14 protein-coding genes are annotated in these 21,033 nt (G+C 54.3%); 4 read left to right on the top strand and 10 right to left on the bottom strand.

All coding sequences use genetic code 11. The annotated features are described in order from the left end of the window. Nucleotides 1-615: 615 nt before the first annotated feature. The 4 genes from gyrA to ACFCTO_RS10710 form a co-directional block, all read right to left on the bottom strand. Nucleotides 616-3,090, bottom strand: coding sequence for a DNA gyrase subunit A (gene gyrA, locus ACFCTO_RS10725; protein ID WP_499876864.1), 2,475 nt, complete (start codon nucleotides 3,088-3,090; stop codon nucleotides 616-618). A gap of 287 nt (nucleotides 3,091-3,377) precedes the next feature. Further along, nucleotides 3,378-4,721 carry an acetyl-CoA hydrolase/transferase family protein gene (locus ACFCTO_RS10720; protein WP_499876863.1) on the bottom strand — a complete coding sequence of 448 codons (1,344 nt, stop codon included), beginning with the start codon at nucleotides 4,719-4,721 and terminating at the stop codon, nucleotides 3,378-3,380. 398 nt (nucleotides 4,722-5,119) lie between these two features. Next, complete coding sequence (fusA, locus tag ACFCTO_RS10715; protein WP_292260862.1) at nucleotides 5,120-7,186, bottom strand: elongation factor G; 2,067 nt, start codon at nucleotides 7,184-7,186, stop codon at nucleotides 5,120-5,122. A 94-nt stretch (nucleotides 7,187-7,280) separates the two neighbouring features. Further along, nucleotides 7,281-8,474, bottom strand: coding sequence for a M20 metallopeptidase family protein (locus ACFCTO_RS10710; protein WP_292260860.1), 1,194 nt, complete (start codon nucleotides 8,472-8,474; stop codon nucleotides 7,281-7,283). A 175-nt stretch (nucleotides 8,475-8,649) separates the two neighbouring features. Here ACFCTO_RS10710 and ACFCTO_RS10705 point away from each other — a divergent pair, with 175 nt between their 5' ends. Further along, nucleotides 8,650-10,017 carry an aminopeptidase gene (locus tag ACFCTO_RS10705; RefSeq protein ID WP_294025433.1) on the top strand — a complete coding sequence of 456 codons (1,368 nt, stop codon included), beginning with the start codon at nucleotides 8,650-8,652 and terminating at the stop codon, nucleotides 10,015-10,017. A 229-nt stretch (nucleotides 10,018-10,246) separates the two neighbouring features. Here ACFCTO_RS10705 and rarD read toward each other — a convergent pair whose 3' ends face one another. Both rarD and ACFCTO_RS10695 read right to left on the bottom strand, forming a co-directional pair. Then, nucleotides 10,247-11,140: an EamA family transporter RarD gene (rarD, locus tag ACFCTO_RS10700; RefSeq protein WP_499876862.1), complete on the bottom strand. Its 894-nt coding sequence runs from the start codon at nucleotides 11,138-11,140 to the stop codon at nucleotides 10,247-10,249. Nucleotides 11,141-11,242: 102 nt separating this feature from the next. Further along, entirely contained in the window at nucleotides 11,243-11,794 is a 552-nt protein-coding gene (locus ACFCTO_RS10695) for a cytidylate kinase-like family protein (protein ID WP_481325379.1), read from the bottom strand. A 101-nt stretch (nucleotides 11,795-11,895) separates the two neighbouring features. On the opposite strand from ACFCTO_RS10695, the gene ACFCTO_RS10690 reads away from it, so the two are divergent. Next, nucleotides 11,896-12,309 carry a hypothetical protein gene (locus ACFCTO_RS10690; protein WP_302485686.1) on the top strand — a complete coding sequence of 138 codons (414 nt, stop codon included), beginning with the start codon at nucleotides 11,896-11,898 and terminating at the stop codon, nucleotides 12,307-12,309. A gap of 133 nt (nucleotides 12,310-12,442) precedes the next feature. Here ACFCTO_RS10690 and ACFCTO_RS10685 read toward each other — a convergent pair whose 3' ends face one another. Continuing rightward, nucleotides 12,443-13,789, bottom strand: coding sequence for an acetyl-CoA hydrolase/transferase family protein (locus ACFCTO_RS10685; RefSeq protein ID WP_499876861.1), 1,347 nt, complete (start codon nucleotides 13,787-13,789; stop codon nucleotides 12,443-12,445). A gap of 414 nt (nucleotides 13,790-14,203) precedes the next feature. Between ACFCTO_RS10685 and ACFCTO_RS10680 the strand changes: the two genes are divergently transcribed. Then, nucleotides 14,204-15,124, top strand: coding sequence for a DMT family transporter (locus ACFCTO_RS10680; RefSeq protein WP_499876860.1), 921 nt, complete (start codon nucleotides 14,204-14,206; stop codon nucleotides 15,122-15,124). Nucleotides 15,125-15,228: 104 nt separating this feature from the next. On the opposite strand, the gene ACFCTO_RS10675 is transcribed toward ACFCTO_RS10680, so the two are convergent. The 3 genes from ACFCTO_RS10675 to iorA are packed head-to-tail and all read right to left on the bottom strand — an operon-like array spanning nucleotide 15,229 to nucleotide 18,942. Beyond that, nucleotides 15,229-16,566, bottom strand: coding sequence for an acetyl-CoA hydrolase/transferase family protein (locus tag ACFCTO_RS10675; RefSeq protein ID WP_292261683.1), 1,338 nt, complete (start codon nucleotides 16,564-16,566; stop codon nucleotides 15,229-15,231). Between the two features lie 11 nt (nucleotides 16,567-16,577). Then, on the bottom strand, nucleotides 16,578-17,159 hold the full coding sequence (locus ACFCTO_RS10670; RefSeq protein ID WP_499876859.1) for an indolepyruvate oxidoreductase subunit beta: 582 nt from the start codon (nucleotides 17,157-17,159) through the stop codon (nucleotides 16,578-16,580). A 1-nt stretch (nucleotide 17,160) separates the two neighbouring features. Then, nucleotides 17,161-18,942, bottom strand: a complete 1,782-nt coding sequence (iorA, locus tag ACFCTO_RS10665) for an indolepyruvate ferredoxin oxidoreductase subunit alpha (protein WP_499876858.1) — start codon at nucleotides 18,940-18,942, stop codon at nucleotides 17,161-17,163. 209 nt (nucleotides 18,943-19,151) lie between these two features. Between iorA and ACFCTO_RS10660 the strand changes: the two genes are divergently transcribed. Beyond that, entirely contained in the window at nucleotides 19,152-21,032 is a 1,881-nt protein-coding gene (locus ACFCTO_RS10660) for a sigma-54 interaction domain-containing protein (protein ID WP_499876857.1), read from the top strand. The last annotated feature ends 1 nt before the right edge of the window (nucleotide 21,033 follow it).

Below are 21,033 nucleotides of genomic sequence, written 5' to 3'. Positions count from 1 at the left end.
GCACGTTGGCGTTCATTCAGTTCATTGTTCAGTTTTCAAAGGTCATCGTTGTCATCACCGGGTGGCGACGACTTGTTTATTTTAACAAACTCAGAAGAGCTTGTCAAGGATGTTTTTGAACTTTTTTCAAAGTTCAATCACCCCGGTCTGCATGGCGCAGACCACGGCAGGATAAAACTCCTGCTGTGTCAGGGCCTTGCCCCGACAGCTCATTTAGTATACTACTGTGTAAAGGATATGTCAAGGATTTTTTTCAAATCCTTGACGCCGGCCGCCGGTCGCAAACCCATGCCACATATGCCGGTCAAGTATATCTCCCATTGTTCACAGCGGGCCGTCAAAGGCTCCCTTCATAGGGGAGCTGGCCGCCAAAGGCGGTCTGAGAGGTTAAAGGACGTCCCCTACGATGGCCCCGGTTGGGGCGTAAGCCGCCCCTGCGAAGGGGAGGGGGACCGCTTGCGGTGGAGAGGTTCTCCTCTACGAGCCGAGGGTTGCTCGAAGCGATGTTGTCAGTCTGAGTCTGTCGCGGCGGAACGCCTCATCTGAGTCCGAGGCGGCCTGCGGCCTGCGAACTGCGGTCGGCGCAAAAAAAAAGAGGCCCGCAGGCCTCTTTTTTTATTTAAACAATTTCGTCTGTTCTTTTTCTTCTTCGTCGTTACCTTCGATGGCAATGGTATCGAGGGCGGCTACTTTATCGTCGCCTTCCAGTTTCTGGATCTTGACGCCCGATGTGTTGCGGCCTTTCTTGATGCCAATGCTTTCGATATCCGTGCGGATGACGATGCCATTCGACGTGATGAGCATCAGTTCCTGCCCTTCATGGACGACTTCGACGCCGACGATGTCGCCGGTCTTCGGCGTAATCTTGAAGTTCTTGATGCCTTTGCCGCCGCGGAGCTGGACTTTGTAGGCGTCGATGTTGTTGCGCTTGCCAAAGCCTTCTTCGCTAACAGTCAGGACCTGGCAGTCCGGTTCGAGGACGTCAGCCCCGATGACCATATCGCCTTCGGCCAGTGTGATGCCGCGGACACCGCGGGTATTCCGGCCCATAGGACGGACATCGTTTTCATTGAAGCAGATGGCCATGCCCAATTTTGTCGCCAAGATGATCGTCTGGTCGCCGTTGGTCAGGCGCACTTTGGCCAGGTGGTCGCCTTCCATAAGGGAAATAGCGATGAGGCCGTTGCGGCGGACGTTCTTGAATTCATGGAGAAGGGTCTTCTTTACCAGCCCTTTTTCAGTGACCATGAACAGGTTCATCGACGGGTCGACCTGGTCGAGGTCGATGAGGGCGTTGACTTTTTCGCCATTGGACAAGGGCAGGATATTGATGGCGGCAATGCCCTTGGAGTTACGGCTGTTGGCTTCCGGGATTTCGTAAGCCTTCAGGCGATAGACGCGGCCGAAGTTGGTGAAGAACAGGACCGTATTCCATGCCGATGTATAGAGCAGGTGGTTTACGGCGTCTTCGTCCTTCGTCCCCATTCCCTTGATACCGCGGCCGCCTTTATTCTGCGTATGGTATACATTGGCGTTGATACGCTTCATGTAGCCTCGGCGGGTCAAGGTGAGGACCATGCGTTCGTTGGGGATCATGTCTTCGATGGAGAAATCCGACGAGTCGGCTACAATCTGTGTGCGCCGTTCGTCGCCAAATTTCTTCTTGGCATCGAGGAGTTCCGTCTTTACGATTTCCATGACTTTATGTTCGTCAGCCAGGACGCTGCGCAGGTAAGCGATGCGTTTTTCCAATTCAGCATATTCTTCTTCGATTTTTTCGCGTTCCAGACCCGTCAGACGGCGCAGGCGCATGTCGAGGATGGCGATGGCCTGTTTTTCGCTGAGGCCGAACTTGCTCATCAAGGACTGTTTGGCAATGTCGTCTGTCGCCGATTCGCGGATCGTCTTGATGACTTCATCGATGTGGTCCAGGGCGATGAGCAGGCCTTCTAAGATGTGAGCCCGTGCCAGGGCCTTGTCGAGTTCAAACTTGCTGCGGCGGGTAATGACATCTTTCTGATGGTCGAGATAGTAGTTCAGGATCTGTTTGAGCGTCAGGACGCGCGGATGGCCGTCGACGAGGGCCAGCATGATGACGCCGAACGTTTCCTGGAGTTGCGTGTGTTTATACAATTTATTCAGGACGATATCGGGATTGACATCGGCCCGCAGTTCGACGACGATGCGCATACCCTTGCGGTCCGATTCATCGCGCAGGGCCGTGATGCCGTCGATTTCCTTATTGCGGGACAAGTCGGCAATGGACTCGATGACCCGCGCTTTATTGACCTGATAGGGGATTTCCGTCACGACGATGCGGTGCTTCCCTTTATTCATCGGTTCGATAGTCGCACAGGACCGCATCTTGATACTGCCCCGGCCCGTCGAATAGGCTTTGATGATGCCATCGCGGCCCATGATTTTAGCCCCCGTCGGGAAATCAGGGCCTTTGATTTTGGTCATGATTTCTTCCAGGCTGGCTTCAGGGTTATCGATGAGCAAGACACAGCCGTCGATGACTTCGCCTAAATTATGAGGCGGAATATTCGTCGCCATGCCGACGGCGATCCCAGCCGAGCCATTGACCAGGAGGTTCGGGATCTTCGACGGCAAGACCGTCGGTTCCTGCAAGGAGCCGTCGTAGTTGGGCATGAAATCGACCGTTTCCTTGTCGATATCTTCCAACATTTCGCCGGTAATCTTCGCCATGCGAACTTCGGTATAACGCATAGCCGCAGCCGAGTCACCATCGACGGAACCGAAGTTGCCGTGACCATCGACTAAAGGATAGCGCGTCGAGAAACCCTGGGCCAGGCGGACGGTCGCATCATAGACGGAGCTGTCACCATGGGGGTGATATTTACCTAAAACTTCGCCGACAATACGGGCCGATTTCTTATAGGGCTTGTTCGGCGTCATGCCCGCTTCATGCATGGCATAGAGAATACGCCGATGGACCGGCTTTAGCCCATCGCGTACATCCGGCAGGGCACGAGTGATGATGACACTCATGGCATAGTCGATGTACGACGTCTGCATTTCGCTTTCCAGACAAACCGGCACAATTTTATCTACTTGTTGTTCGTCCACAAATTTCACCTCATATACAAACTGAAAATAACTGCCGGCCAGCAAAAGACCCGCAGTCCGAATCGTTGTCGTCTATATGGCAGCCCGTCAAATGAACAAATGGGCGCATACGATTATATTATAACAAATATTTCCATTTTTCTCTAGAGGCGCAAAAAAACTTGTTTCTGCCTGCCTTTTTAGGCTGAGGGAAACAAGTTTTTTTGGGGCTAGGGGTTAGGGGTTAGCAGCTAGCAGCTGGAAGCTGTGAGTTGTTAGTGGCCCGCAGAGTAGCAACCTGCTATCCCTTACCGCTTATTGCTGTATCTCCAGATCTTCATTTTTTCAGCTTCTTTGATCAGGTCTTCGCGGAAATCGGGATGAGCGATGCTGATGAGGCGTTCGGCCCGTTCCCACGTCGAAGCGCCCATGAGGTTGACTATGCCATATTCCGTGGCAACCCAGTTGACCTGGGACCGCGGGTCTGTGACCGTCGTGCCCGGTGCCAGCGTCGGGATGATGCGCGATTCATCGCGGCCGGTCTTCTTGTTGTGGAACGTCGACCGCAAAGCGATGATGCTCTTGCCGCCACGGGAGCGGTAAGCGCCGTCGGTGAAGTCCAGCTGGCCGCCGCTGCCGCTTATCTGATGGGTACCGGCCGATTCGGACGATACCTGGCCGAAGAGGTCGATGTCGATGCAGTTATTGATGGAAATGAAATTATCCATCTGAGAAATGATGAAAGGATCATTGATGACGTCTACCGGATAAGCTGCCAGGAAGGGGTTATCGTCCATCCAGTCATAGAGGTCCTGCGTCCCCAGGGCGAAGGCCCAGCTTATCTTATCGCGGCAGAAAGTCTTGCGGCGGTTCGTGAGCTGGCCGTGTTCATACATGAGTCGGAAGGCGTCGACGAGCATTTCCGTGTGGACGCCCAGGTCTTTCAGGTCCGATTCGGCCAATAAGGCACCGATCGTGTTGGGCAAACTGCCGATGCCGAGCTGCAGCGTCGCTCCGTCGGGAATCTGCTGGACGATAGTCTTGGCGATTTTGGCATCGATATCGTCGCCTGTCGTAAAGGGAATGGTCGCCAAGGGATGATTGCCATATTCGACGATGCCATCGATATCGCTGATATGGATACATTCGCCGCGGCCGCCGAGGACGCGGGGCATGGCTTCATTGACTTCGACGATGACTTTCTTCGCTTTCTTGGCAATGGCTTCCGTTGCCGAAACGGCCGGGCCGAAATTAAAGAAGCCGTGTTTATCCATGGGGCCGACAGTAATCAGGGCTACGTCGACGTCGAGGAGGTCGCGGTACATAGACGGCTTGTTGCGGTAACACATGGGGATGAAATTCATCTGGCCAAGGGCGCACTTCTTCCGGTCATAGCCGCTCATATGCCAGTTCATGGCCGTAAAGGCCTTGCGTTCCGGGTCCTGTTCGACGATCTGCCGCGGAGCCACGGTCAGGCACATGCGGACTTTGACATCTTGCAGTTCATCACGGCGCGCTGCCAGGGCCTGGTCGAGGAGGATCGGCTGGGTCGTGCCCATGCCGTAATCGACCCAATCTCCGGATTGGACCACTTTTACCGCTTCTTCCGGCGTCATTAATTTCTGTCTGTACATATCTGTCCATTGGGACATAAAAACCACCCTTTCATCTGTATGTATTTTCTTTAGTACGACGTTTTACGTTTGCTTATATCCTTATTATACGACGCTGGAGACGCCCTGGCAAGGCGTTTAGGTAAACAGGTATATGCCGTTTTGGCATATGTCCGTAGGGGTCGCCACGTGGGCGACCCGCCGGACCTTGGGTGGCATTCGCTCCGAGCTGGGAAATCACTCATAGTCTGGAACGGGCTTGCCACGTGCAAGCCCCTACATCCGTGACGCCTAGTGGTTCATCGCTCATGATTCGTGATTTGTAAAAAAAAGGGCTTGTCGCACATGCGACAAGCCCTTTTAAGTTGTTAGTGGTTAGCGGATGGTTAAAAATTTAAAGCCCATTTCTACAAACTACGAACAACTAGCCACTAGTCTTATTCACTTTGTCTTTTTTCGATGATTTCGTCCATGATTTTTTTCGGTACTTCTTCATAATCGAAGAATTCCATGTTGAACGTGCCTTTGCCCTGGGTCATGGAGCGCAGGACAGTGACGTAGTCTTTCATTTCTGCCAGCGGGACCTGGGCTTTGACGACGATGATACCTTTGCGGTTGCGATGGTGTTCCATGCCGAGGATGCGGCCGCGGCGGCTGCTGAAGTCGCCCATGACATCGCCCATGTAATCTTCAGGGATGACGACGTCGACGTTGTAAATCGGTTCCAGGAGAATCGGCTTGGCTTCGGGTACGGCTTTCTTGAGGGCTTGAGCGGCAGCGACTTTGAAGGCCATTTCCGACGAATCGACAGGATGATAGGAACCATCGGTCAGGGTAACTTTGACGTTGATCATGGGGAAGCCGGCGATGAGGCCTTTTTCCAAAGTTTCACGGACTCCTTTTTCAACGGCCGGGATGTACTGTTTCGGTACGGCGCCGCCAAAGATCTTATCGACGAATTCAAAGGGTTCGCCTGTCGTCAGCGGCTCGATGTCCAGGAAGACGTGGCCGAACTGACCGTGGCCGCCGCTCTGTTTCTTGTGTTTGCCTTCGGCTGTCGCCTTGCTCTTGATTGTTTCACGATACGGGATGTAGACGTCTTCCTGTTTGGCTTTGACGCCATATTTCCGTTCGATCTTGGTCAGGATATGGTCGAGGTGGACGTCGCCCATGCAGCGGACGATGAGCTGCTTGCCTTCGGTGCTCTTTTCGACCTGGCACGTCGGGTCTTCTTCGCTGACCCGCAGGAGGGCGTTCATCAATTTTTCTTCTTCGCCCTTCTTTTCCGGGACCAGGGCTACCGTATGCAGCGGGTTCGGGAAGCGGATAGGGTCATAGACGACGGGGAAATCAGGAGCGGCAAAGGTATCGCCAGTCCGGGCATTCGGCAATTTCGGCAGGACGACGATGTCGCCGGCAATAGCCGCCGGGACGGGGATCTGTTCCTTGCCGACCAGGGTCAGGACTTTGCCCATCTTTTCTTCTTTGTCCTGGGACATATTGTATAACTTGTCCCCTTCCTTGAGTTCGCCCGAGAAAATGCGGACATAACTCAGTTTGCCGGCAAAGGGGTCGATGAGGGTCTTGAAGACGAAGGCCGTGAAAGGCTTGTTGGGATAGACCAGGACCGGTTCGCCTGTCTTCTTATCCGTGCCCATCATGACTTTCTGCGAAGCATCCGGCATGTAGGTGATGATACGGCGCAGGAGTTCTGCCGTACCGATATGGTTGATGGCACTGCCGCACATGAGCGGGCAGACGCGGCCCGTCAGCATGCCCTGGCGCAGGCCTTTGCGCAGTTCTTCGATGGTCAGTTCATCGCCGTTGAGGTATTTTTCCAGCAATTCGTCGTCGCCTTCGGCAGCGGCTTCCATGCACATTTCGCGGACTTCGCGGGCTTTGGCCATGTATTCTGGCGGCACCTTGATTTCCGTGCATTCGCCGTTATTCCATTCCCAGGCTACCATCTTGCAGACGTCGATGATGCCCCGGAAATCCTTGCCTTCACCGATAGGGATCTGGAGGGGCATGATGGATTTGCCGAAGACGGCGCGCAATTTTTCCAGGCAGCCGAAGAAATCGGCGTGTTCCGCATCCATCTTGTTGACATAGACCATGCGCGGCAATTTCAATTCGACACCGTAGTCCCAGGCCCGTTCCGTATCCATTTCGACGCCCGATTCGGCCGAAACGACGAGCAGGATGCCGTCACTGGCACGCAGGGCAGCGCGGACTTCGCCGCAGAATTCGGAATACCCCGGCGTATCGAGGAAGTTCAGCTTGTAGCCTTCCCATTCGCAGGGCGCAATGCCGAGCTGGATCGTGACGTTTCTCTTAATTTCTTCCGGTTCATAGTCCATAATATGCTTGTTGTCTTTACCGACGCCAACAGCATCGACAGCACCGCAGGCAAGCAGTAATGATTCAACAACAGCCGTTTTGCCGGCGCCATCATGCGAAAGTACAGCAACGTTGCGAATTTTATCACTTGTGTATTCTTTCATAAAACAATCGCCTCCTATGGAATCTCAGTTAATATTATATATTCGAGATGAAGGGGGCAGATTCCTTTTTTAAGTTGCATTTTTTCAAAAATAATTATGCTTTTTCTTTCATTTTGGCCAGGACCAGGGAAACCATCAGTTCGACACCGACTGGCAGGCAGGCTTCATCGACGGCAAAATGGGTATTGTGCAGGGGATAAACCGTGTCGCCGGGCTTGGTCGCACCGAGCCAGAAGAAACCGCCATCGAATTTCTGGAGATAACCGGAAAAGTCTTCGGCTGTCATGGCCGGTTCGTCGACAGCTGCCAGAATGTCCGGGCCAAAGCAGTCTTTGGCTACGCCGGCGACGAAAGCCGCCTGCTGCGGCGTATTGCGGACAGCCGCATAGCCCCGTTCATAGTCGAGATGGCTGACCGTTCCGTACATGGCATCGATACCTTTGAGCGTATCCTGGAGATGGGCTTCGACGGCATCCTGAGCCTCCGCATGGTACGTCCGGCAGGTCCCTTCGATTTCGACCGTATCGGCGACGACATTGTAGCGCGTGCCGCCAGTGATTTTGCCAAAAGTCAGGACAGCCGGATAGAGGGGATTGACGCGGCGGCTGATGATGGTCTGGGCCGCCGTCAGGAACTGAGCGGCTGCGACGATAGTGTCGACGCCTTTATGCGGCATGGCGGCATGGCTGGCCTTGCCGTTGAGGACGATGCGGATATGGTCCGAAGCGGCCATCATCGGCCCGGGCAGGACGCCGATTTTGCCGCTGGGCAGTGTCGGCCAGACGTGAAGGCCGTAAACGGCATCGACACCGTCGAGGACGCCGGAAGCAACCAGGCCTTTGGCTCCGCCGACAGGCGATTTTTCTTCAGACGGCTGGCAGATGAAGACGACCGTGCCGGGGATATCGTCTTTCACCTGACTCAGGACCTCAGCAGCACCGAGGAGGATGCTCATGTGGCCGTCATGACCGCAGGCGTGCATCTTGCCTGCAAAATTGGACGCAAAGGGCAGGCCCGTTTCTTCCGTCATGGGCAGGGCGTCCATATCGGCCCGCAAGGCGATGACCGGTCCCGGCTTGCCGCCTTTGAGCGTCCCCAGGACCGCCGTCGTACCGGCGACGTGCTCTTGTACGTCTATACCAAACGAACGCAGCTTGGCTGCCATAAAAGCCGCCGTTTCCACTTCTTCGCCGGATAATTCCGGATTTTCATGGATATGACGGCGCATGGCACAAATATCAGGCACAGCCTGCTTCACTAAGTCTTTGATAGTCATTTTATCGATCATGGCAAACCCTCCCATGTGTGAATTATTATTTACAAAGTATGATTAATAATACCACACAATATAAAGAAATACAACGGTTTCCCCTGTCTTTTTCAAGAACTAGTACAGCTCCCATAAGTGCGTTATAATAAGGATGCAGTGTCACACATCATCATTTACAGAGGAGGCTTATGTCATGAAAGCATTTGATACAGAAAACAGCGTCTGGGCCCGCTTCTCACCGGAACAGCGCGGCCAGATGGAAGCGTACAGCGTCCATTACCGTCAGTTCCTGGACACAGCCCGGACAGAACGGCTGGCCAATAAGGAAATCATCCGCCAGGCTGAAAACGCCGGGTTCCATCCCCTGGCTGACTTCACCAGCCTGAAAGCCGGCGACAAGGTCTATTGGGACCAGAAAGGGAAATCGGTCATCTTAGCCGTCATCGGCTCGTCCCCCATCGAAAAAGGACTGAAAATCGTCGGCTCCCATATCGACTGCCCGCGCCTGGATGTCAAGGCCATGCCTGTCGTCGAAAAGAATAAAATCGTCTATTTCAAGACCCATTACTATGGCGGCTTGTTGAAATATCAATGGGTCTGCCTGCCCCTGTCCCTGGTCGGCGTCGTCTATAAAGCCGACGGCAGCCGCGTCGACGTCTCTATCGGCGAAGACCCGGGCGATCCGGTCCTGTTCATCAATGACCTTCTGCCCCACCTGGGCAAGGACCAGGCCGCCAAGAAGCTCTCTGAAGCCATCAGCGGCGAAATGCTCATGCCCCTGGCTGGCACGAACGGCGAAGGAGAAAAGACAAAACCGGCTATCCTGACCTTGTTAAAGGAAAAATACGGTATTGAAGAAGAAGATTTCACCAGTGCTGAACTGGAAATCATCCCGGCCGTCAAGAGCCGCGACGTCGGCCTGGACCGGTCGATGATCATGTCCCACGGCCATGATGACCGCGTCTGCTCTTATGCCAACTTGGCCGCCATCCTCGATGCCGCACCGGGTGAAAAGACACAGGTCGCCCTCTTTGCCGATAAAGAAGAAATCGGTTCCGTCGGCAACACGGGCGTCCAGTCGTCGTACTTCCCGGACTTCATCGCCGAACTCCTGTCCCTCCAGGGCCATGACCAAGAAATCTGGCTGCGCCGGACCCTGCGCAACAGCGAAGTCCTGTCGGCCGACGTCTGCGCCGCCTTTGACCCGGTCTTTGCCGACGCCTATGAAGAACAGAATTCGGCCAAGCTCGGCTACGGTATCTGCCTGTGCAAATACACCGGTGCCCGCGGCAAGGCCGGCAGCAACGATGCCAACGCCGAATTCATGGCCAAGATCCGCCGCATCTTCAACGAAAAAGAAGTTCCCTGGCAGGTCGGGGAACTGGGCAAGGTCGACCAGGGCGGCGGCGGTACCATCGCCTACATCATGGCCGACTGGGGCTGTGACGTCGTCGACTGCGGCGTAGCCATGCACAGCATGCACGCTCCCTTAGAAATCGTCGCCAAAGCCGATGCCTACAGCGGTTACCTGGCATACAAAGCATTTTTTGAAAGTAAGTGATACAAAAGGAGCTGTCGCATCGCGACAGCTCCTTTCAAGTTGTTAGGGGTTAGGGGATGGTGGCACAAACCTCGTACGACACCCTTTTTTCTGTAGGGGTCGCCACGTGGGCAACCCGCCGGGTATTTGAATCGTTCTCTTAGCAAACTAACCGGGAAATCGTACATATCCTGGAGCGGGCTCGCCACGTGCGAGCCCCTACAGCGTCATTCAGGAACAAGGACCGTACCTAATGGTATCCGCTTTCCCGGAGCCCTTTAATAGTCTGGTAAAGGCCGTACATATACAGGGCTACGGCTACCCAGGCGAAGCAGAAGGTCAGGCGCAGAGGCGGCGTAATGGTTTCGCCACTCAAGAGGCCGATAACCAGGGTGATGCTCGGCGAGAGGTACATGAGCATACCGCCTGTCGTAATGGGGACGCCTTTGACGCCGGCCGAAAAGAGCATCATCGGGATGGCCGTGACGATGCCCGTCGCCGGCAGGAGCAGCCACTGCCAGCCCTGGAAAGTCCCGACAGCCCCCATGCCGTGATATTCGCTGAAAGCGATGAACAGCAGGGACAGGGGCACCATGGAAAAGGATTCGATGAAGACCGAAACCTGGCTGTCCAGGCGGACTTTCTTTTTCAACATGCTGTATATCGCCCAACTCAGGCAGATGAAGAACGACAGCCAGGGGACGACGCCGTACAGGCAGAAGGCCAGGACCAGGCCGGTAGCGGCGACGACGACGGACAGTTTCTGGACCGGCTGCAGCCGTTCATGAAAGATCAGGCCACCAAAGAAGACGAGGATGATGGGATTGATGAAATAGGCCAGGCTGGCCTGGAGGATGAAGCCCTGTGTCGTGGCGTAAATATAGGATCCCCAGTTCAGGGTAATGAAGATACAGGCACCGGCCACGTAAGGCCATTGCCCGCGCTCTTGCCGGATAGATTTCAAATCGGGCAAGAGCTTTTTCTGCAATATCAGTAAAAAGCAGAAGACCGATGCCCAGACAATCCGCGAAGCCAGCGTATACAGCGGCGGCAACTGCCGCAACAGCAGCCAGAAGGCCGGCAGGACGCCCCAGATGGCCTGACTCAGCACGAAATAGATATAACAGATTTTGCTCCCGCCCATAAGACATCTCCTTTGTCTGATACCTCTTAGTATTATCACTATCATGCAATAAGTAATCTCATTTGTCAATAACAAGGCAGCATGTCCCTGGCGGGAGCCTTTTCATACTTCTTCGATATGATGGGAACCGTATTTTTTGAGTACCAGTTCGGTCAGATACTGGGCCGTCGCTTCGACGCCGAGGAAGCTGCTGTTGATGAGCAGATCCGTATGGTGGAAGTCGCCTGGCAGATAGCCGGCGTAGCGCACCTGGTAGGCATCGCGGGCCCGGTCGACGTTGCGTATCATTTCCTTGGCCGTCCGTTCGTCCATCTTGAGCCGTTCGACGCAGTTCTTGAGGCGTTCTTTATAGGGCGCATAGATAAAGATGCGCAGCAAGTGCTTGGAACATTTCAAGATGGAATCGGAACAGCGGCCGACGATGATGCACGACTTGGCATCGGCCAGGTCCAGGATGATTTTCTTTTCCACCTGGAAGAGTTCGTCCTGTTTCCGCGATTCGTCGTGCCCCAGTGGGAAGCACATGCGCCAGAAGCGGTTCGGCCTGGCCGATTCCTCCAGGTCGCTGGCAATAGACAAGGACATATTCATCTTCTTCGCTGCAGCTTCGATGAGGTCGCGGTCATAAAATTCGACGTTCAGGGCTTCGGCCATTTCTTTGGCAATGGGCCGGCAATATCGAACGCCTGCGCATTACCTGGGAAGAAATCATCGCCAAGGCCCGCGTATCGGTCATCGTGCCGACACCGTCTTTCATGCGCTATCTGGAAACGGGCCACATCGACCTGACCGACGTGCAATACACGCTGACGCCAGCCGAACGGATAGACCACCTGAAGACCATCGCCAGGACCCTGAATAAAAGCCAGGGCATCACATTGTCGACCATGCACCTGTCGCCGGCCTTCCTGGCCTATAAAGAAGCGAACCTGTCCTTCTATTCCAACTACCGCATGAGCTTCTTCAAAAAGAACACCCTGGCCATGAACAGCCAGGCCGACCCGTTCTACATCATCGTCGATAAGGACCTGGACGCCATGGTCCTTGATTTCTTCGACAGCATGACGAAGGCTAACTACTGCCATCCGTGCAGCAGCCTGGAGCTGGAAGGAAAAATCAAAGTCTACCAGCACATGCTGGAAAAAATCACCAGCTTGGCTGGGACATAGAAAAAAGGCTTGTCGCCGTGCGACAAGCCTTTTTAAGTTGTAGGGGTCGCCACGTGGGCGACCCGCCGGGGATTCGGTAACTATCCTGGACGGGCTTGCCACGTGCAAGCCCCTACGGACTACAAACTATTATTTACATGGAAATCTTGCTGGTCTTGGTCCAGATACCCATCTTTTCTGCGTCTTTGATGAGTTCTTCACGGAAGTCCGGATGAGCGATGTTGATCAGGGCTTCGGCGCGTTCCCACGTCGATTTGCCTTTCAGCAGGGCTGTACCGTATTCAGTGACGATGTAGTGGACAGCCGAACGCGGTGTCGTGATGACCGTGCCAGCCGGGAGGGTCGGTTTGATCAGGGATTCAACATGGCCGTCCTTGAATTTACGCGTCGAATGGACGCAGATGAAGCTCTTGCCGCCGTTGGATGCGAAAGCGCCCTGGGCGAAGTCGAGCTGGCCGCCGGTACCGCTGATCTGCTGATAGCCAGCCGTTTCAGCGTTGACCTGGCCGTAGAGGTCGAGGTCGATGCAGCCGTTGATGGAGATGAATTTATCGATGCTGGCGACGACGCCGACGTTGTTGACGTAGCTTACCGGAGCGTTGAAGACGATCTGGTTGTCGTTGATGAAATCATAGAGGCGCTGTGTGCCGCCGGCAAAAGCATAGATGATCTTGCCTTTATCGCGATTCTTGTTGCCCGTAATCTTGCCGGCTTCATAAAGGTCGACATAGGAATCGACGAGCATTTCCGTATGACCGCTCAAATCTTTGACATCCGATTCAGCCAGTTTGCGGCCGACAGCCGACGGGATACCGCCGATGCCGAGCTGGAGCGTACTGCCGTCTTCAATCATGGGGATGATGTAATCGGCAATCTTGTCGTCGACTTCCGTACCTGCGCGGTTGGGGATCTGCGGCATGGGATGGTTCGAGCCTTCGACGACATAGTCGACGTCGCAGAGGTTCAGTTCCGTTTCATAGCCCAGAGCTTTCGGCATATTCTGGTTGACTTCGAGGATGATCGTCTTAGCAGCACGGATCAAGCCGCGAAGGTCCGATGCCTGAGGCCCGAGGTTAAAGTTGCCCCACTGGTCCATAGGATGAACCTGGATGATGAGTTTATCGATGTCTTCCCAATACTTCGGCAATTCGTTGAAGAGAATAGGAATGAACCAGCAGCGGCCGGCTTTGGACATCTTGCGTTCAAACCCGTTCATATGAGCCGTTGCGAAGCGGATCTGTTCGTTCGAGTCACTGTTGAGATAAGCCGCATAGGGTTCATCTTTGACGACGGTCGTAGCGACGATTTCGACGCCGTGCAGGTCTTTGGCCCGTTTGCCGATTTCGATATCGATATCATACGGAGCAGCGCAGCCGAGGCCATAGGAAACGCGGTCGCCATCTTTGACGAGAGCCGCAGCCTGTTCGGCCGTAATCAATTTCTTCTTATACTCTTCAGGAATTTGTGAAAGTTTGTACATTCTAAAGTCTCCTCCTTCATGACTTTGCAATAGTAGTATGAGATAACCTTATATATAGTATAAAACTTTCCCGCGGCGACTGCAATCATATTTTGTGAAAAATATTACAAAATATGCTATTATACCAGAATAGTCCGTGATGAAATCTCCCTAACGGGCCGCCTTTTAGGGGGACAGCCCCTACGCACAAGGCCACAGGCCGTGTATTTACGACCGGCCACCTGCCACCTGCGGCCTGCATTTATTTTTTCATCGTTATTCTTTTCGTCGGCCTTGACATCCGCCGTGTTGACGGCTTCTTTGAATTCCCGCAGGCTCTTTCCCAGGGCAATCTATTTTTGTTTACATTTTCTTTAAGTCAGTATAAAATGAAAATATTCTGGTTATTTTTCGTTTCGAGAAAGGATTCATACCATGTATCATTCACAACTTAAAGGCACGATACTGCTGCTCATTACGGCCCTCATCTGGGGGGCCGCCTTCGTCGCCCAGAGCGTTGGCATGGACTACATCGGCCCTTTTACCTTCAGCGCCGCCCGCGATGTCATCGCCATCATCGTCCTGATTCCCGTCATCCTGCTGTTTACCGATAAAGGGACAGACGGGACCTATCCGCCGATTTTGCAACAGCTGAAACCGGACCGCATCACCCTCATCGGCGGTGCCTGGTGCGGCCTGGTCCTGGGCGCCGCCGATACGCTGCAGCAGGTCGGCATCTCCATGACGACGGCTGGGAAAGCCGGTTTCATCACGGCTTTGTATATCATCCTCGTTCCCCTCATGGGCCATTTCATGGGCCGCAAAGTCCCGCGAATCATCGTGGCTTGCGTCGCCTTGGCTATTGCCGGATTTTATCTCTTATGCATCAACGGCGATTTCCAGGTCTCTTTCGGCGACTTCCTGGTCCTCTGCTGTGCCGTCTTCTTCGCCCTGCACATCCTGGTCATCGACCATTTCCTCTTGAAAAAGGCCAACAGCATCAAATTATCCTGGGTCCAGTTCGCCACGGCCTTCCTCTTCTCCGGTACGCTGACGGTCCTCTTCGAGCATCCCGACTGGTCTGCCCTGTGGGCTGCCAAATGGCCCCTGCTCTACGCCGGCGGCCTGTCCAGCGGCGTCGCCTATACCTTGCAGATCGTCGGCCAGAAATACACGGAACCGACGACGGCGACCCTCATCATGAGCCTGGAATCGGTCTTCGCCGCCCTGGCAGGCTGGCTCATCCTGGGAGAAGTCATGACGGCCAAAGAACTGACCGGCTGCCTCTTCGTCTTCGCCGCCGTCATCTTAGCGCAAATTCCCCTGCCGCATATCCTTTTCCGACAAAAGGATTAAATTATATTTGAAAATATTATATTTCAAAGTATAATATTTTTCTTCTGAATTCTCAAAAAAAGCTGCCTATGTCGATTGACATAAGCAGCAGCGAAAAAAATTCATTAAATTTTGTTGCTCCGCCGCCAGATGCGCTGGGCTTCGGCGGCTTTGATCAAGTCTTCACGCATATCGGGATGGGCAATGTTTATCAGGGCTTCTGCCCGCTGCCACGTGGCCAGGCCGGACAGGTTGGCTACGCCGTATTCCGTGACCATGTATGGCGCCTGGGTCCGCGGCGTCGTGATGATATCGCCGGCAGTGAACTTGGGGAGGATGTTGGAATGGCGGATTCCCTTTTTATCGACCCGGCTCGACGGCATGGCCAGGAAGGCTTTGCCGTGGTCGGCGGCATAGGCACCGGTCACGAAGTCCAACTGGCCGCCAGTCCCGCTGATGTGCCGCGTACCGGCCGATTCGGAGCAGACCTGGCCGTAAAGGTCGGCGGCGATACAGCTGTTGATGGAAATGAAATCATCGAGCTGGCGGATGGTTTCCGGATTGTTGACGTAATGCATAGGCGCCGACAGGACATCCTGATTGTGGTCCAAAAATTCATAGAGTTCCTTCGAGCCCATACAAATGGAGAAGACGCCTTTCCCCCGCTGGAAAGGCTTTTTGTCGTTGGTAATCTTGCCGGCCTTATACAGGTTGAGATAGCCATCGCTCATGAGCTCTGTATGCATGCCTAAGTCCTTCAAGTCCGATTCAGCAATGAGGATACCCAGGGCATTGGGCATGCCGCCGATACCGAGCTGCAGGGTAATGCCGTCGTGCAGGTAGGGGAAAATATTCTCGGCGATCTGCTTGTCGATGGCACTCGGTTCCCGGTTCGGCGCCAGGCTGACCGCTTCCTGGCTTTCGACGATGGCATGGACTTTCGAAACGTGGATGTGGTCGCTGCCCATGCCAAAGACGACGGGCATGTTGGGATTGACTTCGACGATGATCGTTTCCGCCGCGTCGAGCATTTCCTGGGTACAGCCATTGGTCAGGCCAAAGGAAAAATTACCGTGCCTGTCCATGGGAGCTACGGTAATCATGGCAACGTTAACCGGTGCAAAGCCCCGCGTATAATAGGAGCCGCAGTCGCGGAACAGCATCGGCTCATGGTAGGCCCGGCCGGCATCGAGATATTTCCGGTCGATAGCGGAACAATGCCAGAGATTATACGTAAAGGTCTCGTTTTCCGGGTCGGCTTCCAAAATAGCTACAGGGTGGCAGGAAATGGCATTGCGGACCTTGATGTCCTTCAAATCCCCCTGGCGCCGGGCCAGGGCCTTGTCCAGAGCCGTCGGATAAGCACAGCTCATGCCATAATCGACCCAATCGCCATCCTTGACGACCTGCACGGCCTGGTCAGCCGTACAGCATTTCCCTTTATATTCCTGATATACGTCCATGACCGGTCACCTCACTGTCTGGCCGCAGCCATACCGGCGTCAAAGGCTTTTAAGTTGATGTCGACAAAGGCTGGTTTCACTGTTTTGGCAATGATGCTCTTCCAATCGATATCATGGAGGCCCAGGGCTTCGATGAGGGCGCCCAGGAGGACGACGTTGGCACTCTTGGGATTGCCCAGGTCGGTGGCGATTTTCGTCGCATCGAGGTCCCGGACGGGGACGTGTTTCTTCAGTTCTTCAATGATGCCCTGGGGATACTGGCAGGCTCCGGAAAGGACGGGCAGGGACGGGATCTGTGTCTTATTGACGACCATCTTGCCGCCTTTCTTGAGGAAGCGGGCATAGCGGGCGGCTTCCATTTCTTCAAAGGAGACGAGGATATCCGCTGAGCCTTCGCCGATGATGGGCGAATAGACTTTTTGGCCGAAACGGACCTGCGTGCTGACGCTGCCGCCGCGCTGGCTCATGCCGTGAACTTCCGACATCTTGACATCGTACCCGTGTTCGATAAGGCCGATGGTGAGGATCTTACTGGCTAATATCGTACCCTGGCCGCCGACACCGACGAAGAGTACACTCGTTACATCTGACATATTATTTATCCCCCTTTCTGGAAATGGCCTGAACCGGGCAGACCTGCATACAGACCGTACAGCCGACGCAGTCAGCCTGGGCAATACTGGATTTCTTGTTTTCACTGTCATAGCGCAGGGCCGGGCAGCCGGTGGAAAGGCATTTCTTACAGCCAATACACGTGTCTCTATCGACGACGCAAGGCGTCTTGTCGAGGTTGAACTGGGCTTTATCTTCTTTCGAGAACTTCTTGAGGACGCAGGGCCACTTGGTGATGATGACCGATGGTTCATCTTCAATGGCAAAGGCCCAGTCCAACGTTTCTTTCATGGCCTTCAGGTCCAGGGGATTGACGGTACGGACGTTCTTGATACCCAAGGCTTTGACGACCGTTTCGACATCGATGAGCGTCGCCGGTTCCCCTTTGATGTTGTAGCCTGTCCCGGGGTTGTCCTGGTGGCCGGTCATGCCGGTAATGCGGTTGTCCAGGATGACGCAGATGGCGTTGGAGCCGTTGTAGGCCACTTCGGTCAGGGAGTTGATGCCCGTATGGAAGAACGTCGAATCGCCCATGCAGGCGACAACCCGCTTCTTCTGATCACTGAGCTGGAGGCCATGGCTGAAGCCGTGAGCAACGGAGAAAGCACTGCCCATACAGACGGCCAGGTCCTTGGCGTTGAGCGGCGCCGACCCGCCTAAGGCATAGCAGCCGATGTCGCCGATCATGACCGTATCTTTCCGCTTGCCCAGTTCATAGAAGAAACCGCGATGCGGACAGCCGGCACAGAGAGCAGGCGGTCTGGGAACGAAACAGAAATCGGGGACGTCCACGCCGTGCTGCTCTTTCTTGAGGACGCCGGCCGATACGATATTGGGGTTCAGCTCATCGATCTTGGGGATGACATCCTTGCCGTGGCAGGGAATCCCGGCCTGGCGTATCTGTTCTTCCATGAAGGGATCCAGTTCTTCAATGACGTAGAGTTCGTCGACCTTATCGGCAAAGGCTCTGATTTTCTGCATCGGCAGGGGATAGGTGAAGCCCAGCTTCAGGTACGATGCCTGGTCGCCCAAGACTTCTTTGGCATACATATAGGCTGCTCCGGCAGCGACGATGCCGATTTTCGTATCATGCATCTCTACTTCGTTGAAGGGACAGAGTTCGGAATACCCCTTCAATTTTTCTTCCCGTTCTTCGACGACATAGCGGCGTTTCTTGGAAATGGCCGGTACGGCATCCATTTTTTCCCGCTGTTTCTGATAGAGGACGGGCGGCACTTCCTGGCGGTCCTGTTCTTCGACGAGACTCTTGGAATGGCAGACGCGGGTCGTCATGCGTATCATGACCGGGACGCCATAGGTTTCGCTGACTTTATAGGCTTCTTTGGTCATGTCGATACATTCCTGCGAATCCGACGGCTCGAACATGGCGATTTTGGCAAACTTGGCATAATTGCGGTTATCCTGTTCATTCTGGGATGAATGCATCCCCGGGTCGTCAGCCGACACGAAGGCAAAGCCGCCGTTGATGCCTAAATAAGTAAAGGTGAGCAGCGGGTCGGCTGCGACGTTGACGCCGACCATCTTCATGGCGGCAAAAGAGCGGACACCGGACATAGAGGCGCCGATGGCCGCTTCCATGGCCACTTTTTCATTCGGTGCCCATTCGGCATACATATCATCATATTTCGCGACATTTTCCAAAATTTCCGTACTCGGTGTCCCCGGATAAGCCGAAGCAAAGGACACGCCGGCTTCATACAAGCCTCTGGCGATGGCTTCATCACCGGTCAATAACTTTTTCATACTCCATACCTCCTCCATCGTTCGATCGGTTCATTATCTATTCACTAATCTATATGTAATATCCATGCCAATTCATTCCATGAGATATATAAGCCATTTCCCCGAAGAGGGCCTTCGACGATAGGCTCATTAGGTAAAAAATTCTTTACCTTCTTTACATTTATTCCGTATTTCTTTATGATGGAGAGAGGAAATGAGGAGGAAAGAAAATGGATACCATCGCTTTTTTGATTGCTGACGAGCTGATGCAGCAGTCTGTCTATACGATATTGCACATTTATAAAGATAAACTGGAAGCCCATGACATCACGACGACAGTCACGATTATCGACTTCCCCCATCTCATCGACCAGGCCCGCAGCCTGATACGCCAGGGCGCCAAAGTCATCATCACCAACAGCGGTTCCCACCAGATACTGACCAAGGCCATCGACAACGTGCCGATCCTCTGCCTGTTCAGTTCGACCAACGATGCCTTATATACACTGCGCTCTATTGCCCCGAAATACAAGCAGATCCACTTGCTGCTCAATGAGAACTTCATGTTCAACAAAGAGGCCTGTCCGGAAGAGCTTCGCAAAAAAATCGTCTTCTATCCCCGCTACAGCCTGGATAAGACGCACTTAGAACTGCTAGCGCGGGTCCGTCAGCTTCCGGTCACGCCGGATACGGCCATCGTCGGCTGTCCCCTGCTGCCCCAAATTGCCTATCCCAGTCCCATGCCGATTTATTCCATCAGGCCCAGCGAATCGACGATGCTCTCCGTCCTGCTCTACGCCCAGGAGCTCCTGGTCTTTCAAAGGAAGGACAATAAGCAGCTGTCCATGATGTCGTCCATCTTATCCCACGTCACAGACGGCATCATCCTCTATGCCAAGGGCGGCGCCATTTCCCACATCAATGAACGGGCTGCGTCCTTCCTGGGGATTCCGGTGACGACGAAGAACATGCGCGACATCTTTCCCGACTGGACCGAAGGGTCGAGCCCATCTTTCCACGAGACGATTCTCCAGCGGCCGCCGTATACGCTCATCGCCAATTCTGACTTTTTCCTCATGGACAGTAGATCCCAATACATCCTGACCATCCGCGACGTGACGGAACTGCAGCGCCTGGAAAAGAATATCCGCTATAAACTCTCCAAGACGGGGCTGACGGCGACGCACCATTTCGAGGACATCAAGACCGTCGACGAAGGCATGAAGCACGTCATCCACCAGGCCGAAGTCATGGCCCGGTACAGCGCGCCCATCCTCATCCAGGGCGAGAGCGGCACGGGGAAGGAACTCTTTGCTCAGAGCATCCACAATGCCAGCGACCGCCGTCACGGTCCTTTCGTGGCCATCAACTGCGCCGCCCTGCCGACAGACCTCCTGGAAAGCGAGCTCTTCGGCTATGTCGGCGGGTCCTTTACGGGCGCCCGCAAAGAAGGCAAGGCCGGCCTCTTTGAAATGGCCCACAACGGGACGATATTCCTCGATGAAATCAACAGCATGGCGCCGAGCATCCAGTCGAAGCTCCTGCGCGTCCTGGAAACGAAGCAGGTCATGCGCCTCGGTTCGGACTACGTCATCCCCCTGGATATCCGCATCATCTCGGCCAGCAATGCCGACATCATCGCCGCCGTCCAGGCCGGCAGCTTCCGGCGCGACCTGTTCTTCCGCATCAACACCCTGCGCCTGAGCCTGCCGCCGCTGAACGAACGGCCTGACGACATCCTCTACCTCTTTGCTTACTTCCTGGAAAATTTCACCCATCGCCGGCAGCCCCTCAAGGCGTCATTAAAAAAAGCCCTCATCCAGCATGACTGGTGGGGCAATATCCGCGAGCTGCACAGCGTCGCCTTGCGCTATTATATTTTTGGCGATACTCTGGACGATGACTACGATACCTTATTCGATATCCCGGACGAGGCCCAAAAGAACGCCCTGCTGGATACGGCGTCCCTCCAGCTGAACATGAAGAGCCTGGAAAAGACGATCCAGCAGATTCTCATTGAAGAACTGCAAGAAAAAGGCTATAGCCAGAAGGATATAGCTAAATTGCTCAACGTATCGCGGCAGACGATTTTCAATAAGATGAGGCCTTAGC

The sequence above is a fragment of the Megasphaera indica genome, assembly GCF_046614755.1.
GTDB classification, from domain to species: Bacteria; Bacillota; Negativicutes; order Veillonellales; family Megasphaeraceae; genus Megasphaera; species Megasphaera intestinihominis.
This window is presented reverse-complemented; position numbering and strand designations above follow the sequence as displayed.